The sequence below is a fragment of the Hafnia psychrotolerans genome (assembly GCF_014639435.1).
Lineage (GTDB): Bacteria > Pseudomonadota > Gammaproteobacteria > Enterobacterales > Enterobacteriaceae > Ewingella > Ewingella psychrotolerans.
The window spans coordinates 25,612-42,225 of record NZ_BMFZ01000011.1 but is presented as its reverse complement, the minus strand read 5'-3'; the positions used below and the strand labels follow the sequence as shown (position 1 = coordinate 42,225).

The following is a 16,614-nucleotide window of genomic DNA, read 5'->3' as shown; positions in this document are numbered from 1 at the left end:
GACAAAGGCGGTCATTTGACCGCCTTTTGCATATCAGTAAAAGTCTAAAAGAGATAAACAGCTATGAGTACCTCAGATACCATCATTGCCCAGGCAACGCCTCCCGGCCGAGGCGGCGTTGGCATTTTGCGCATTTCAGGCCGAGCGGCGCGGGATGTGGCACAGGCTGTCTTAGGTAAGCTGCCCAAACCCCGTTATGCCGATTATCTGCCGTTTCAGGACGCAGATGGCAGCACGCTGGATCAGGGCATCGCGCTGTGGTTCCCCGGCCCTAACTCTTTCACTGGCGAAGATGTGCTGGAACTGCAAGGCCACGGCGGCCCGGTGATCCTCGATTTACTGCTAAAACGTATTATATCGCTGGACGGCGTACGCATTGCGCGCCCCGGTGAATTCTCCGAACGCGCCTTCCTCAATGACAAGCTGGATCTGGCCCAAGCTGAAGCTATCGCTGATCTAATTGACGCCAGTTCCGAACAAGCGGCCCGTTCGGCGGTTAACTCATTACAAGGTGCCTTCTCAAAGCGTATTCATCAATTGGTGGAAGCACTTACTCACCTGCGAATCTTTGTCGAAGCGGCCATCGATTTCCCGGATGAAGAAATCGACTTCTTGTCTGACGGTAAAATTGAAGCCAAACTCAACACTGTGATGAGTGATCTCGATGCCGTGCGCGCCGAAGCCCGTCAGGGCAGCCTGCTGCGTGAAGGGATGAAAGTGGTCATTGCAGGTCGCCCTAACGCCGGTAAATCCAGCTTGCTGAACGCCCTAGCGGGTCGCGAAGCGGCGATCGTCACCGACATCGCCGGTACCACCCGCGACGTTCTGCGTGAGCACATTCATCTCGATGGCATGCCTTTGCATATCATCGACACTGCCGGTCTGCGCGAAGCCAGCGACGAAGTGGAGCGTATTGGTATCGAACGTGCGTGGAATGAGATCGAACAAGCTGATTTAGTGCTGTTCATGGTCGATGGCACGACGACATCCGCAACCGAGCCTGCCGACATCTGGCCAGAGTTTATGGCGCGCCTGCCGGCATCGCTACCTATCGTCGTAGTGCGCAACAAAGCCGATATTACTGGCGAAGCACTAGGCCAGACGGAAGTGAATGGTCACTCACTTATTCGTCTTTCCGCCCGTACCGGCGACGGTATCGATCTGCTGCGCGATCATCTGAAACAGGTCATGGGTTTCAATCACAACATGGAAGGTGGATTCCTCGCCCGTCGCCGTCACTTACAGGCGCTGGAGCTGGCAGCAGAGCATCTTCTACAGGGTAAAGACCAGCTTCTCGGTGCCCGCGCAGGGGAACTCTTGGCTGAAGAGCTGCGCATATCACAACTTGCCCTAAGTGAAATCACCGGCGAGTTCACCTCCGATGATTTGCTGGGACGCATCTTCTCGAGTTTCTGCATTGGTAAGTGATTTATCGGTCTGAGAACCTTACACGCTGCGGCGATACGCTTTTGCCACACGTGCGGCCGGTGCCGCTTCGAAGCCGGGGAAGAACGGGCCGTAACTTTGCAGCGATTCCTCAACCACCGTCGGGCTGACGCCATTGATGCGGATCCCGCGCGGTAATTCGATGGCTGCACCGCGGACAAAACCTTCGACGGCGGCATTCACCGTAGTGGCGTTGGCTCCCTGCCAGATAGGCTCTTCGGCGATAATACCGCGGGTCAGAGTGATCGAACCGCCATCATTAAGGAATTTTTGGCCGATCAATCGGGTGTATCTCCCTGATTTCAGGCCGCGCCCGAAGCTTACCAGTCTGATTCACTTCTTTGTGGAAAATGCAGATTACTGATCGGCCTGATTTTTATTCGCCGTTAGTTGGCGCATCTCTTTCACCTGTCCGGCGCTGACCGTGCTGGCCTGATTTCCCCATCCGTGGCGGATAAACGTCACTACATCGGCGATCTGCTGGTCGTCCAGATCCGCCGCAAAGCCCGGCATTTTAACCGGTTTCGATGAAAACTGTGTTGCAGGCGCGCGGGATCCGTTCAGCACCAGATTGATCAGGGAAGACGGATCGTCGCTCACCACTACCGGGTTTTGCGCCAACGTCGGATAACGATTTGCCTCACCCTGTCCGCTGGAAAGATGGCAATCGAGGCAATTATCCACATAAATCTGTGCACCTGGTGCGGTGGAGATTTCAGCGTCCAGCGCTTTAGTCGTCGCATTATTATTCACCTGTGCCCGATAATTGCCGTCTGCCGGTAATGATTTCAGGTAAACCGCTATCGCCTGCCGGTCGGCATCGTTGAGATATTGCGTGCTATTGTGAATAACTTCCGTCATTGAGCCGAAGGCCGTTGCCCTTTCGGTGTGCCCGACTTTAAGGAACTGACCAATCTCAGCTGCATTCCACTGCCCGAGGCCGGTTGTCGCATCCCCACGTAGGTTTGGCGCATGCCAGCCCTCCAGCGTGCCGCCGGAAAGATAATATTTTGAATTCTGATCCAGTGCTTTTTCCTGATAACCCACGCCACGAGGAGTATGACAGCTGCCGCAATGCCCTAATCCCTGAACCAGATAAGCTCCCCGGTTCCAGTCAGCGGTTTTTTGCGGATCAGAATAATAGGGCTTTTTCTCGAGGAAAACCGTGTTCCAGACCGCTAACGGCCAACGCATATTCAGCGGAAAAGAGATATCACTACCGCGGTTTTTCTGATCAACCGCAACAACTCGTTGTGTAATATAGACATATAAATCATGTACATCACTATCTGTTATTTTACTGAATGACGGATAAGGCATAGCCGGATAGAGATGATGCCCATCTTTAGCAATCCCCTGGCGCAGGGCTTTACTAAAATCTTTCTCACTGTAATGACCAATCCCGGTATTTTTATCCGGCGTGATATTGCTGGAATAGATAGCACCCACCGGCGTGCTCATTTTCAGGCCACCAGCGAACGGCTTGCCGCCCGCAGCGGTATGGCAAGCGGCACAATCCCCCATGCGCGACAGATATTCACCCGCGTTGATTTGTGCAGGATCCAACGTAGCAGCCTGAGCCCCGGCACTGCTCAGGCAGCGCCACAACACGATGGCGGCGTACCCTACCATTCTCGTTTTAATCCATGCACTCATGCATTCAACCATTGGTTAAGTATGATATTTTCATGCCGGGCTGGCAGGATATATCCCGCCAGAACGAGAAAAGCCCGGCGGTTATCTGCCGGGCTTGAGTATGTATGCAAAAAGTCAGAGTTTAAAGCTTGCTACCACGGTTTCCAGTTGCAACGTTTGGTCCTGCATGGCCTGAGCTGCGGCTGAAACCTGTTCCACCAGCGCGGCATTTTGCTGTGTGGTGTTATCAAGCTGAGTGATGGCTATGTTTACCTGCTCAATGCCAAGACTTTGCTCCTGGCTTGAAGACATGATCTCACTCATCAATGTTGCCACATTGTTAACGCCAACCACCAATTCATCCATGGTGCTGCCTGCGGTGGCGACCAACTGGCTACCGGTGGTGATATTTGCGACGGAGTCTTCGATGAGCTTCTTGATTTCGCGCGCAGATGTCGCTGAGCGCTGAGCCAGACTGCGCACTTCAGAGGCAACCACCGCGAAACCACGCCCTTGTTCACCGGCACGCGCCGCTTCAACCGCCGCGTTCAGTGCCAGAATGTTGGTCTGGAAAGCGATACCGTCGATCACACTAATGATATCGACGATTTTTTTCGATGACCCATTGATGGAACCCATTGTCTCCACCACCTGCCGCACGACCCGCGTGCCTTTTTCAGCCACTGCCGAAGCATCACGCGCCAACTGGTTAGCCCCTTCAGCATTTCCAGCGTTTTGCTTCACCGTGCTGGTCAACTGCTCCATTGATGCTGCGGTTTGTTCGATGGAGCTCGCCTGTTCCTCCGTTCGTGCCGAAAGATCAAGGTTACCGCTGGCAATCTGGCGTGACGCTGACGCGATGGCCAATGTGCTGTCACCGACCTGTTTGAGGATAGACTGCAAAAAGTCGAGGAAGTTGTTAAAGCTACGGTTTACTTCGTCAAATTCCGGACTACTGCTTTGGGGTAAACGCTGCGTCAAATCGGCGCCGCCAGCTGAAAGCTGACTGATATTTTTATTCAGCGCTGCAAGCTGCCGCATGAAGATTTTGATAGCAATAACCAGAATCAGTAACAACAGTAATACCATCGGGATTTGCACTAATCCCAGACTGGCGAGAATACTGTGGGTACGTTGCAGCAACTGGCTGGTTGGCATGTCGGTCACGATGTACCATGGCCCCTGAATTTTGCTCATAAACAGGGTGTGATCTATACCGTCATTGCTGTACTGCACTTCAAGATTGCGACTGTCTTTTATCTGATCGAGACTTTTGCGGATCTGTGCTGCCAGCGGTGACTGCTCACCAAGTGAAGCCAGTTTAGGCAGTTTTTCGTCGCTGCTTTTGCTCGTGCCAACGAGGGTGCCATTCTGCTCAACGATGTAAATCGTCGCGTGGACTTTTTTCTCCATATCGATAACCAATTGGTTGAAGAAGCCCAGAGTCACGTCGATGGTTGCCACACCCCACTGCTTATCGCCTTTATAAATGGCCATCGCGCAGTTAGTTCGCGGCTGAGTGCTGGCGTCATCAAAGTAAGCGGGAGCCCAAACACACCGCCCTTTTTCGCCTTTTAGTGCAGCCAAATACCAGGATTGCTCAAAATAGTTTGGCGATTCTGCACTGTTCCAGAATGTATTGACGGTCAATTTATTGTTGCCGTTGCGGGCAAAGAAACTGCTGAACTTAACCTTAGAAGGATCGCGTTGATTGGGTAACGGCCAGATACCTCCACCAAACACCGCACTGTCTCCGTACTGATCCACCAGCGAAGGCAACAGAGCATCGATTGACGCGCTGTCCATCTGTGCCACACTTTGAGTGATACTGCGAACCTGCGACTCGACTTTGTTCAGGCGGTCGTTGATGACCACGGCGACATCGCCCACCTGGCCTGCGACCAATAGACTCTCAGCCTGCTTCAGTTTGGGAGAGATAAATACCTGGATAACGATGAGCGTAACAATAATCAGTAAAATGAAAAACAAGCTGATTAAAGCGATAAAGCGTGATTGTGTTGTTTTTAACATTTTCGCGGTGCTCGCAGGCAAAGCAGCGATCTCGCTGCTTTAGTACTAACGGCATTTTCCGACGTTTCTTTATGCTTTTGTCGTCATTAGGTGTTGTATTTGGGGGCTCAAAGAGGGTTCGTTATGCAACTTTTATCAACAACAACATGAGGATGTGAACTGGGCCACCTTTTTTGCGCTCATCACGTTTTTTCAAGCAGATTAAGAGCAGATTTTCAGCTATTTTTAATGATTTATCTTAATGTTATTCTCCCAACCCTGAGAGAAAATAAGCCGAACCATTAATCATGGAGTGAACGATGGCGTGCCACTTTGCTAAATGGGTAGCTACGGATCCTGAGACTGATACTCACCGCCTTCCCGCCGACGTAATATTATCCGCAAGAACTCTTTCCGAAAAACAGCGCAAACGCTTTTTAACGGGTCGTGTTCTGCTGGCAGAAATGATGTTTTATCTTTACGGCATCACTGAGTTGCCCACTATCATTATTTTGCCCAGCGGCCGCCCGAGTTTTGAATCGCCCAATCTCCCGGATTTCAGCCTGGCCTTCGCAGGCAGTACAGCAGGCGTCATGCTCAGTAGTGAAGGTAAGGTCGGTCTCGACCTAGAAATCATCCATGCGCGCAGCGCGCTGATTAACCCACGGCAGCAGGCACAGTTATCAACCGTTGAGCAAACTTGGATCACCCAACAAAGCGATCCCGTGGAGTCTGCTCTTCAGCTTTGGTGTATTCGTCAAAGTATGCTGAAACTATCCGGTCTGACTGAGTATGGTGAAAATAGCCTGAGTCTGAACCCGGCATCGGGCCGCCTGCGTTCAGCTCTCACACCCGAAGCGCAGGTGATGAGTGATATCGACGGCTCTCTCACTTGGGCATGCGCGCATACGCCCTCGATCATGCGGCTGCTGTGCTGGCACTATGACCCGGATAACGGTTTCACGCGCACGCAAACATTGTCAGCGCAACAGCAGTCTGATTCACCACATTTTATGAAATTCACCAGTCTGCCTCCGGTGAAATAACATCCCTGCCAGAGTGCCAAAAGCTATCCAGTCGATCACACCCTGGGCTAGATTAATCCCGTACTTATTTTAGTACTCACCCATCACAGGAGTCGCCAATGTCAACTCAACCACTGAAGTTTGTCACACTGCTAGGTAGCCTGCGTAAAGGCTCTTACAACGCCATGATCGCGCGTACTTTGCCTAAACTGGCTCCGGAAGGCGTTACCATTGAAGCTCTGCCATCGATTGGAAGCTTGCCGTTATATGATGCAGATATTCAACAAGAAGAGGGTTTCCCGGCTGATATCGAGGCCATTGCTGAACAAATTCGTCAGGCAGATGGCGTGATTATCGTCACGCCAGAATATAACTACTCGGTGCCTGGTGGCCTTAAAAATGCTATCGACTGGATATCACGCTTACCTGGTCAGCCCTTGTCGGGAAAACCGGTGCTGATCCAGACCAGTTCCATGGGACCTATTGGCGGTGCGCGCTGTCAATATCATCTGCGCCAAATTTTGGTATTCCTCGATGCAATGGTCATGAACCGTCCTGAATTTATGGGCGGCGTGATTCAGAACAAAGTCGATGAGCAGATTGGCGAAGTGATCGAGCCGGCCACGCTGGATTTCCTGACCGGTCAACTGACCGCATTTGCTGATTACACCCGCCGGGTCGCGCTGAAATAATATCCCCGCGAAGAAACAAAAAAGCCCGCAGAATTTTGCGGGCTTTTCTATGGCACTATTCGAAGAACTTAGTGGCTGTCAACAAACGCAATTTTCAGCACGAACAACAACGCCACCACCACCACACAAGGGCTGATTTCTCTCCAGCGGCCAGTACCGAGTTTCATCACCACGTAAGAGATAAAGCCCAGCGCGATACCTTCGGTGATCGAGAAGCTGAACGGCATCATCACGGCAGTGACAAACGCTGGAACAGCTTCAGTCAGGTCATCCCAGGTAACGCGAGCCAGACTGGAGGTCATCAGTACGCCGACATAGATCAGCGCGCCAGCAGCAGCGTATGCGGGCACCATACCGGCCAGCGGAGAGATGAAAATCACCAGCAGGAACAGAATACCGGTCACTACCGCAGTGAGTCCGGTACGGCCACCCACGGAAACGCCGGAGGAGCTCTCGATATACGCGGTTACTGAGGACGTTCCGACCACCGCACCGGCAACCGAAGCGATACTATCAACGTACAGCGCCTGTTTCATCTGCGGGAACTTGCCGTTGGCATCGGTCAGCCCGGCTTTATCGGTTACACCGATAAGTGTACCGGAGGAGTCAAACAGGTTGACCAGCATGAAGGAGAAAATAACCCCCGCCAGACCAATATTTAACGCCCCTTTAATATCAACCTGTCCCACCACTGACATCACACTGGGTGGCATAGAGAAAATACCGGTGTAATGCACATCACCAATTGCCAGCCCAATCACCGTGGTTATCACGATAGAAACCAGAACCGCCGCGTGAATATTACGCGACGCCAGCACAGCAATAATGAAGAAGCCCAGTGCGCCGAGCAGAACATTATGTGACGTTAAATTACCGATAGTGACGATGGTGTCTGGGTTCGCAACAATAATGCCGGCATTTTTCAACCCCATCATGCCAATGAACAGGCCGATACCGGCAGTGATCCCGATCCTCAGACTGGCCGGAATGTTGGCGATCATCCAGTAGCGGATACGGAAAATTGTCAGCAAAAGGAAACCGATTGCGCCCCAGAAAATAGCACCCATGCCGACTTGCCATGAAATGCCCATCGCGCCAACCACCACAAAAGCGAAGAACGCATTCAGGCCCATGGCGGGTGCCAGTGCGACGGGCAGATTAGCAATCAGTCCCATCAGGATGCTGCCAAAGGCGGCAATCAGACAGGTGGTCACAAAAACGGCCGACTTATCCATGCCAGCCACACCAAGGATCTGCGGATTCACGAACACGATATACACCATGGTCAGGAACGTGGTCAGTCCGGCGATAGTTTCAGTACGAACGGTAGTGCCGTGCTGCGTCAGCTTAAATAAACGCTCGAACAGGCCCTGTCCGCTGGAGACATTGCTTTGTGGTTTGCTCATTAGTGAGTTCCGAAGAAGGGAAATAACGGTCGAAGGCTATCCTATACCAAAAAGTATCCTTTTTGACGTGGGTCACACTCTTTTTTTATGGCAATTAAACCCGCATATCCTGGCAGCGGTGAGGTAAAGTTGGATCGAACAGATTCAATGTACTCAATCTCTCTACGGAGGAACTATGCCCCACCAGATAGAATGTGTCCTTTTTGACTGCGACGGGACTCTGGTCGACAGCGAATTGCTGTGTTGTGAAGCCTATGTGGAAATGTTCGCGCATTTCGGCGTGGCGGTCTCTTTTGATGAAATGTACAAAACCTATAAAGGCGTCAAACTTTACGAGATCATTGCCATCATCAATAAAGAATATGGGCTGCAAGTCACTAAAGAGGAGATGGAGGTCGTGTTCCGTCAGCATATCGCCCGACTCTTTGACCGTAAATTAGAACCGATACCCGGTGTACGCGAATTGTTAGAACAAATCACTATCCCGATGTGCGTCGTCTCTAATGGCCCGGTCAGTAAAATGCAGTTGTCGCTCGGGAAAACGGGTCTGCTGCAATTCATGGGGGATAATCTATTCAGCGGCTATGATTTGCAGCGCTGGAAGCCAGACCCGGCTGTACTATATAAAGCAGCTGAAGTGATGCAGGTTAATATTGATCGCTGTATTCTGGTGGAGGATTCCGCTGCAGGCACCCAGGCGGGTATCTCCGCCGGGATCCCAGTGTTTTACTACTGCGCTGACCCTCATAATCTGCCGATTGACCATCCATTAGTCACCGCGTTCAATGACATGCAGGAACTGCCCAAACTGTGGCGAGAGAGAGGCTATCAGATCACCCGATAATGCTATACACCACCGGTTTATCCGCCATTCCACCCGCGAGTGGTGATCGTGGCGTCGCGCTACCAAGGCAATAAGAGCAAAAACTTACTCTTTTTTGTCGGTTTTATTTTCAGTCAGTAATTTTTCCAGCGCATCGCCGCCAACGTGACGGAAATCCTGGCCTTTGACGAAATAGAAAATGAACTCACAAATATTCTGACAACGGTCACCGATGCGCTCAATGGAGCGGGCGCAGAACAGCGCGGTGAGCACACTTGGAATAGTACGCGGATCTTCCATCATGTAGGTCATCAACTGACGCACGATGCCTTCATATTCCTGATCAACTTTCTTGTCTTCACGGTAAATACGCACCGCTTCGTCGAGGTCCATGCGCGCAAAGGCGTCGAGCACGTCATGCAACATTTGAACCGTGTGGCGGCCCAGAGACTCAAGGCTAACCAGCAACGGCTGATGCAAATGCGAGAATTTTTCCAGCGCGGTGCGGCAGATTTTGTCCGCCACGTCGCCAATGCGTTCCAGCTCGGAAATAGTTTTGATGATCGCCATAACTAAACGCAGGTCACTGGCGGTCGGCTGGCGCTTGGCAATAATCCTCACGCAGGCTTCGTCAATCGCCACTTCCATCATGTTTACTTTGTCATCGCCTTTGATGACTTGTTGTGCCAGTTCAGGGTCCTGATTGTGCATCGCGGTGATCGCATCAGTCAGTTGCTGTTCCACCAGCCCGCCCATCGCCAAGACTTGGGTACGAATGTGCTCAAGTTCTGCATTGAACTGGCCGGAAATGTGTTTATTTAAGTTCAGGTTATCCATTTTTCTTGCCTCAACCGTAGCGGCCAGTAATGTAGTCTTCTGTCTGCTTACGGGCAGGAGAAGTAAAGAGGGAGTCGGTATCGCTGTATTCGATCAGTTCGCCCAGATACATAAACGCCGTGCGATCTGAACAACGTGCCGCCTGCTGCATATTGTGGGTAACGATAACCACGGTGTAGTCAGACTTCAGCTCGGTGATCAACTCTTCAATACGTCCGGTGGAAATCGGATCCAGCGCCGAGCAAGGTTCGTCAAGCAACAGCACATCAGGGCGGATCGCAATACCACGCGCAATACACAGACGCTGTTGCTGACCACCAGACAAGCTGTAACCACTCTGCTGCAGTTTATCTTTGGACTCATTCCACAGTGCTGCTTTGGTCAGCGCCCACTGTACGCGCTCATCCATATCGGTACGTGACAGTTTCTCAAACAGACGCACACCGAAGGCAATGTTGTCGTAAATCGACATAGGGAAAGGCGTGGGTTTCTGAAAGACCATGCCGACTTTAGCGCGCAGCAACGCGATGTCCTGCTTATCGACCAGAATATCCTCGCCATCAAGCAAGATCTCACCTTCGGCACGCTGATCGGGATAAAGCTGATACATTTTGTTTAGCGTGCGCAGCAACGTCGATTTACCACAGCCCGACGGGCCGATAAAAGCCGTGACTTCGTTTTTTGCGATATCCAGGGAAATATTTTTCAGCGCGTGAAATTTGCCGTAATAAAAATTCAGGTCGCGAACCTGGATTTTGCTGTTGGATGCGTCAGTCATTCGACTCATTAAGACATCTCTCTTTTATCTTTCGTGCACCGCAACTGCGGCGCCGGGTAACTGTGATGATGGCCAAAGCCACCTTCAATTGGTGTTTACTGTTTTCAGTCAGGGCTCACTGTTTCTTCTGGGCAAAAATCACACGCGCCAGAATGTTCAGTACCAGTACACAGACTGTGATTAGCAGTACACCCGCCCATGCCAGTTTCTGCCACTCACCGAACGGACTCATGGCAAATTTGAAGATGGTCACCGGCAGATTGGCAATAGGCTGCATCATGTCGGTGCTCCAGAACTGGTTGGAGAGCGATGTAAACAGCAGCGGTGCGGTTTCACCAGCAATGCGAGCAATCGCCAGCAGGATGCCAGTCATGATGCCGGAAACCGACGCTTTCAGCGTAATAGCAGAGATCATCTTCCACTTCGGTGTACCCAGTGCGTACGCCGCTTCACGCAGGCTGTCAGGCACCAATTTGAGCATATTTTCCGTAGTACGAATAACAATAGGGATTTGCAGCAATGCTAGCGCCAGAACGCCCGCCCAACCGGAGAAGTGCCCCATTTTAGCCACCATGATGGTGTACACAAACAGGCCAACGACGATAGAAGGCGCAGAAAGCAGAATGTCATTGATGAAACGAATTAACTCCGCCAACCAGGATTTACGGCCATATTCGGCCAGATAAATCCCTGCCATGACGCCCAGTGGCGTGCCGATCACGGTCGACCACAAAATGAGTAATCCGCTGCCCGCAATGGCGTTAGCCAGACCGCCGCCCGCAGTGTTCGGTGGCGGGGTATTCTGGGTGAACAGCGCCAGTGACATGCCGTCTACCCCTTTAACCACGGTGGTAAACAGGATCCACACCAGCCAGAACAGACCAAACACCATGGTCATCATGGACATCAGCAGCGCCAGACGGTTTTTCTGGCGACGCCATGCCTGACGTTTACGGCGAGACTCCAGCAGTTCAGGCGTGCTTCGCATTTCGAGTGTCGTCATCTTAACGGCCCTCTTTCTTAGCCAGGCGCAGAATCATCACTTTCGATAGCGCCAGAACAATAAAGGTAATTATGAACAGGATAAGGCCCAGTTCCATTAGCGCGGCAGTATGCAGACCAGCTTCGGCTTCGGCGAATTCGTTAGCCAACGCCGAGGTAATACTGTTGCCCGGCATGTAAAGCGAGATGCTGTCGAGTTGGTAAGTGTTCCCGATGATAAAGGTCACCGCCATGGTTTCCCCCAAAGCTCGCCCGAGCCCTAACATCACACCGCCGATCACGCCATTTTTGGTGAACGGCAGCACGATGCGCCAGATCACTTCCCACGTCGTACAGCCGATACCGTAAGCGGACTCTTTCATCATCACCGGCGTTTGTTCGAACACGTCGCGCATCACCGAGGCAATGTAAGGGATAATCATGATAGCGAGGATCACACCTGCGGCCAGAATACCGATACCAAAACCGGGGCCTGCGAACAGGGCACCGACGATCGGAATACCGGACAGCACGTCACCAACTGGGGTCTGGAAATAGGTAGCAAACAGCGGGGCAAAAACGAACAGGCCCCACATGCCATAAACGATACTGGGAATAGCCGCCAGCAGTTCAATGGCAATACCCAACGGGCGTCGCAGCCAGTTCGGCGCCAGTTCAGTCAGGAACAGTGCGATACCGAAACTGACAGGTACAGCAATTAATAGGGCAATAACGGAAGTAACGACCGTACCGTAAATCGGCACCAGTGCGCCAAATTGCTCGTTCGGGGCGTCCCAGGTTTTATTCCAGAGGAAGGATAAACCGAACTTTTCGATGCTCGGTAAGGAAGCAATAAACAGCGAGACGATAATACCGCCCAGCATTAATAACACAATCAGCGCAGCCAGTTTGACCAGCGCGCCGAAGATAATGTCACCGTTTTTGCCTGGTGCCTTGATAGCCGGCTTGTATTCAGCCATACCACTCTCTTTTAATTAAGATTTAATTCCCTCCCCGGCCGGAGAGGGAATGAAGCAGAAGACTTGTACTCTATATCAGACTGAAGGTCAGATCCTAGTAGAGTGCTTTGCCATTACTGTCTTTAATATTAGTTTTCCAGGCTGCGCGAATTTGTTCAACCACGGACTCAGGCAGTGATGCATAATCCAGATCGGTCGTCAGCTTGTTGCCATTTTTGTAAGCCCAGTCGAAGAACTTCAGCACTTCAGTGCCTTTCGCTGCATCTTGCTGATTTTTGTAAACCAGTATGAAGGTGGTGGAGCTGATTGGCCACGCGTTATCACCTTTCTGGTTGGTCAAGTCCTGAGCGAAGGTTCTTTTCCAGTCAGCGCCTTTAGCCGATGCGCTGAAGGATGCTTCAGTCGGAGCAATCGCTTTACCATCTGCATCAACCAGTTTGGTGTAAGCCAAGCTGTTTTGTTTCGCATACGCGTATTCGACATAACCAATTGAACCTGGCAGACGTTGTACAAATGCTGCCACGCCGTCGTTACCTTTACCGCCCAGGCCCGTTGGCCAGTTAACCGTTGTACCCGTACCAATTTTCTCTTTCCACTCAGGACTGACCTTAGACAGATAGCTGGTGAACACAAAAGAGGTACCTGAACCATCAGCACGGCGCACAACGGCAATGTTGGTATCAGGCAGTTTTACACCTGGGTTCAATTTAGCAATCGCCGCATCGTTCCACTTTTTGATTTTGCCGAGGTAGATATCACCCAGCGTTGGGCCGTCCAGCGTCAGTTGACCAGATTTGATACCTGGCAGATTCACCGCCAATACCACGCCACCGATCACGGTAGGGAACTGGAACAGGCCGTTTTTATTCAGGTCTTCTTCTTTCATTGGCGCATCAGATGCACCGAAGTCGACCGTTTTGGCGATGATTTGTTTTACGCCACCGGAAGAACCGATGCCCTGGTAGTTCACCTGGTTGCCGGTATCTTTGTGGTAAGCATCAGCCCATTTGGCATAGACAGGAGCAGGGAAGGTGCCGCCAGCGCCAGTCAGATTACTAGCAGCGAAAGCAGACATTGCTGTGAGGGAAAAAGTCGCTGCCACAATACCGGCGACGGTGTTACGCATCAATTTCATGTTCCACTCCTAGTGGTTTCTTATTTATTCGAGCAAAGATATTCGACCGAGGTCGAGGTTTATAAAGTGTTTGGCACAGGAGGAAAATAGGACAGTTACGTGACAGTAAAATGTACTTTATATGACAGTTTTATGACTAACATCACAATTCAAGAGATGTAGCTTACTGATCTGCGCTATTTCGCCGGTTAGCGTTCGGACACTGAGTTTTCAATCCGTATAAATAACTCGAGCAGTTCCTGGTGGGTCAAATCCCTCGATTCCCCCGGAGGTAAGCCTTCCAGGTGAATGTTCATAATGCGTATGCGTTCAAGTCGGATCACTTCATAGCCAAAATATTTAGACATGCGCCGAATTTGACGGTTGAGCCCCTGCACCAGCGTAATACGAAATACAAAGTCAGATTCTTTCTTTACTTTACATGCTTTAGTCACTGTACCTAACATCGGCACACCGGCACTCAGACCAAGAATGAACTCGTTAGTCACCGGTTTGTTGACGGTAACCACGTATTCTTTTTCGTGATCGTTGCCGGTGCGCAGGATTTTATTGACCAGATCACCGTGATTGGTCAGTAGAATCAGCCCTTGCGAGTCTTTATCCAGACGCCCGACCGGGAAGAGGCGCTTACTGTGATAAATGAGTGTACCTATGTTATCCGGCAGATTTTCATCCATCGAAGTAATAATGCCCACGGGTTTATTCAACGCGAGCAGCACCAGACCGGCTTCATCACGTCGCCCGATCGGCTGACCATTCACGGTCACCACATCTCCGGCAAAGACCTGCGCGCCAAATCCAGCCTGCGTATCATTAATTAACACCCGCCCATTCTCGACGTAACGGTCGGCGTCACGACGCGAACACAGGCCGCTGTCGCTGATGTATTTGTTAATCCTGATAGAAGACGGAGTCGGCATTGCGCAGGGAACCTCAGTAAAAGGCGGACTATACCTTGTTGCGTCGCAGAAATAAAAAAAGCGCCCACGTGGGGCGCTTAAAAACCGAATGCTGGGGCGGTTATTCTACCGTCACAGATTTCGCCAGGTTACGCGGCTGGTCTACGTCGGTGCCTTTGATCAGCGCGACATAGTAGGACAGCAACTGGAGCGGAACGGTGTAGAAAATCGGTGCGACGATCTCTTCAACGTGTGGCAACTGGATGATCTTCATGCCTTCGCTGTCGGTGAAACCGGCATTCTGATCGGCGAAGACATACAGCAAACCGCCACGGGCGCGCACTTCTTCGATATTCGACTTCAGCTTTTCCAGCAGTTCGTTATTTGGCGCAATGACGATCACCGGCATATCCGCGTCGATCAGCGCCAGCGGGCCGTGCTTCAGCTCGCCTGCCGCATAGGCTTCGGCATGAATATAGGAGATCTCTTTCAGCTTCAGTGCACCTTCCATCGCGATTGGGTATTGATCGCCGCGACCGAGGAACAAGGCGTGATGTTTGTCAGAGAAACCTTCCGCCAGAGATTCGATGGTCTTATCCAGCGACAGCATCTGCTCAATACGCGCAGGCAAAGCCTGAAGCGCATGAACGATGTCGTGCTCGACCTGCGGTGCCATGCCTTTCAGGCGCCCCATACGGGCCACCAGCATCAGCAGAACAGTCAATTGCGTGGTGAAGGCTTTGGTGGAAGCCACGCCAATTTCAGTGCCGGCTTTGGTCATCAACGCCATATCGGATTCACGTACCAGAGACGAGCCAGCTACGTTACATACGGCCAGAGAACCAAGATACCCAAGCTCTTTAGACAGACGCAGCGCGGCCAGCGTATCGGCGGTTTCGCCAGACTGCGACAACGTGATGATCAGACTACCAGGGCGAACAGCGGATTTGCGATAGCGAAACTCAGAGGCGATTTCCACATCGCACGGCATACCTGCCAGAGACTCAAACCAGTAGCGCGCGACCATGCCAGAGTTGTAAGACGTCCCGCAGGCGATGATCTGGATATGTTGAACGCGTGACAGAATGTCGTCGGCCTTTTCGCCAAGCTCGCTCAGGTTCACTTCACCGTGGCTGAAACGTCCTTCCAGCGTGTTTTTGATCGCCAGTGGCTGCTCGTAGATTTCTTTCTGCATGTAGTGACGGTAAAGGCCTTTATCACCGGCGTCGTACTGCACTTTGGATTCAATTTCTTCGCGCTCAACCGCATGACCATTTTTGTCATACACGCTAACCGAGCGACGTTTCACTTCCGCCACATCGCCTTCTTCCAGGAACAGGAAGCGACGGGTGACCGGCAACAGCGCCAGCTGGTCGGAAGCAATGAAGTTTTCACCCACGCCACGGCCAATCACCAGCGGGCTGCCGGAACGGGCGGCGACCAGAACGGACGGATCACGGCTGTCCATCATCACAGCGCCATAAGCACCACGCAGCTGCGGGATAACACGCTGAACCACTTCCAACAACGTGCCGCCCTGAAGTTGTTCCCAATGCACCAGATGCGCGATCACTTCGGTATCCGTTTCGGAATCAAAACGGTAGCCGCGTTCGATCAGTAATTCACGCAGAGGTTCGTGGTTTTCGATAATGCCGTTATGCACAACCGCTATATAATCAGAAACATGTGGGTGCGCATTGACTTCGGAAGGTTCGCCATGGGTTGCCCAACGGGTGTGCGCAATACCAGTGCCGCCGTGCAGTGGGTGTTCATCCAACGCGTCAGCCAGCATCTGGACTTTACCCAGACGACGCAAGCGCCCCATTTTGCCTTCCGCATTAATGACTGCCAGACCGGCCGAGTCATAACCGCGGTATTCGAGACGGCGTAAGCCTTCTAACAGAATTTCAGCAATATCGCGTTGTGCTACTGCACCTACAATTCCACACATCAGTTTTATTCCTATT

Annotated in this window: 13 protein-coding genes and 2 pseudogenes; 4 read left to right on the top strand and 11 right to left on the bottom strand. The window is 51.7% G+C overall.

All coding sequences use genetic code 11. From position 1 onward, the window contains the following. Window positions 1-63 precede the first annotated feature (63 nt). Window positions 64-1,428 carry a tRNA uridine-5-carboxymethylaminomethyl(34) synthesis GTPase MnmE gene (gene mnmE / locus IEV89_RS17790; protein ID WP_188474860.1) on the top strand — a complete coding sequence of 455 codons (1,365 nt, stop codon included), beginning with the start codon at window positions 64-66 and terminating at the stop codon, window positions 1,426-1,428. Between the two features lie 18 nt (window positions 1,429-1,446). Here mnmE and IEV89_RS17785 read toward each other — a convergent pair. From IEV89_RS17785 to IEV89_RS17775, 3 genes and pseudogenes are all read right to left on the bottom strand, one after another. Continuing rightward, window positions 1,447-1,728, bottom strand: a pseudogene (locus IEV89_RS17785) (SDR family oxidoreductase); the annotation flags it as partial. A 75-nt stretch (window positions 1,729-1,803) separates the two neighbouring features. Further along, entirely contained in the window at window positions 1,804-3,102 is a 1,299-nt protein-coding gene (locus IEV89_RS17780; RefSeq protein WP_229746527.1) for a cytochrome c, read from the bottom strand. Between the two features lie 114 nt (window positions 3,103-3,216). After that, window positions 3,217-5,112, bottom strand: a complete 1,896-nt coding sequence (locus IEV89_RS17775) for a methyl-accepting chemotaxis protein (protein ID WP_188474859.1) — start codon at window positions 5,110-5,112, stop codon at window positions 3,217-3,219. Between the two features lie 299 nt (window positions 5,113-5,411). On the opposite strand from IEV89_RS17775, the gene IEV89_RS17770 reads away from it, so the two are divergent. Together IEV89_RS17770 and IEV89_RS17765 are read left to right on the top strand one after the other, a co-directional pair. Continuing rightward, a complete protein-coding gene (locus IEV89_RS17770; RefSeq protein WP_188474858.1) occupies window positions 5,412-6,137 on the top strand; it encodes a 4'-phosphopantetheinyl transferase family protein in 726 nt (241 codons plus the stop codon). Window positions 6,138-6,235: 98 nt separating this feature from the next. Beyond that, window positions 6,236-6,808, top strand: coding sequence for an NADPH-dependent FMN reductase (locus IEV89_RS17765; protein ID WP_188474857.1), 573 nt, complete (start codon window positions 6,236-6,238; stop codon window positions 6,806-6,808). A gap of 68 nt (window positions 6,809-6,876) precedes the next feature. Here IEV89_RS17765 and IEV89_RS17760 read toward each other — a convergent pair whose 3' ends face one another. Further along, a complete protein-coding gene (locus IEV89_RS17760; protein ID WP_188474856.1) occupies window positions 6,877-8,214 on the bottom strand; it encodes an NCS2 family permease in 1,338 nt (445 codons plus the stop codon). 175 nt (window positions 8,215-8,389) lie between these two features. On the opposite strand from IEV89_RS17760, the gene yieH reads away from it, so the two are divergent. Further along, window positions 8,390-9,058, top strand: a complete 669-nt coding sequence (gene yieH, locus IEV89_RS17755; protein WP_188474855.1) for a 6-phosphogluconate phosphatase — start codon at window positions 8,390-8,392, stop codon at window positions 9,056-9,058. Between the two features lie 84 nt (window positions 9,059-9,142). Here yieH and phoU read toward each other — a convergent pair whose 3' ends face one another. From phoU to glmS, 7 genes and pseudogenes are all read right to left on the bottom strand, one after another. Next, complete coding sequence (phoU, locus tag IEV89_RS17750) at window positions 9,143-9,874, bottom strand: phosphate signaling complex protein PhoU (RefSeq protein ID WP_188474854.1); 732 nt, start codon at window positions 9,872-9,874, stop codon at window positions 9,143-9,145. Between the two features lie 10 nt (window positions 9,875-9,884). Beyond that, window positions 9,885-10,652, bottom strand: coding sequence for a phosphate ABC transporter ATP-binding protein PstB (gene pstB / locus IEV89_RS17745; protein WP_373283413.1), 768 nt, complete (start codon window positions 10,650-10,652; stop codon window positions 9,885-9,887). Window positions 10,653-10,767: 115 nt separating this feature from the next. Continuing rightward, on the bottom strand, window positions 10,768-11,655 hold the full coding sequence (gene pstA, locus IEV89_RS17740; protein WP_188474852.1) for a phosphate ABC transporter permease PstA: 888 nt from the start codon (window positions 11,653-11,655) through the stop codon (window positions 10,768-10,770). Between the two features lies 1 nt (window position 11,656). After that, a complete protein-coding gene (gene pstC, locus IEV89_RS17735) occupies window positions 11,657-12,613 on the bottom strand; it encodes a phosphate ABC transporter permease PstC (RefSeq protein WP_188474851.1) in 957 nt (318 codons plus the stop codon). Window positions 12,614-12,707: 94 nt separating this feature from the next. Next, window positions 12,708-13,748: a phosphate ABC transporter substrate-binding protein PstS gene (gene pstS, locus IEV89_RS17730; protein WP_188474850.1), complete on the bottom strand. Its 1,041-nt coding sequence runs from the start codon at window positions 13,746-13,748 to the stop codon at window positions 12,708-12,710. 194 nt (window positions 13,749-13,942) lie between these two features. Beyond that, window positions 13,943-14,668, bottom strand: a pseudogene (gene rluF / locus IEV89_RS17725) (23S rRNA pseudouridine(2604) synthase RluF); the annotation flags it as partial. 100 nt (window positions 14,669-14,768) lie between these two features. Beyond that, window positions 14,769-16,598, bottom strand: a complete 1,830-nt coding sequence (glmS, locus tag IEV89_RS17720) for a glutamine--fructose-6-phosphate transaminase (isomerizing) (protein ID WP_188474848.1) — start codon at window positions 16,596-16,598, stop codon at window positions 14,769-14,771. Window positions 16,599-16,614: the final 16 nt, after the last annotated feature.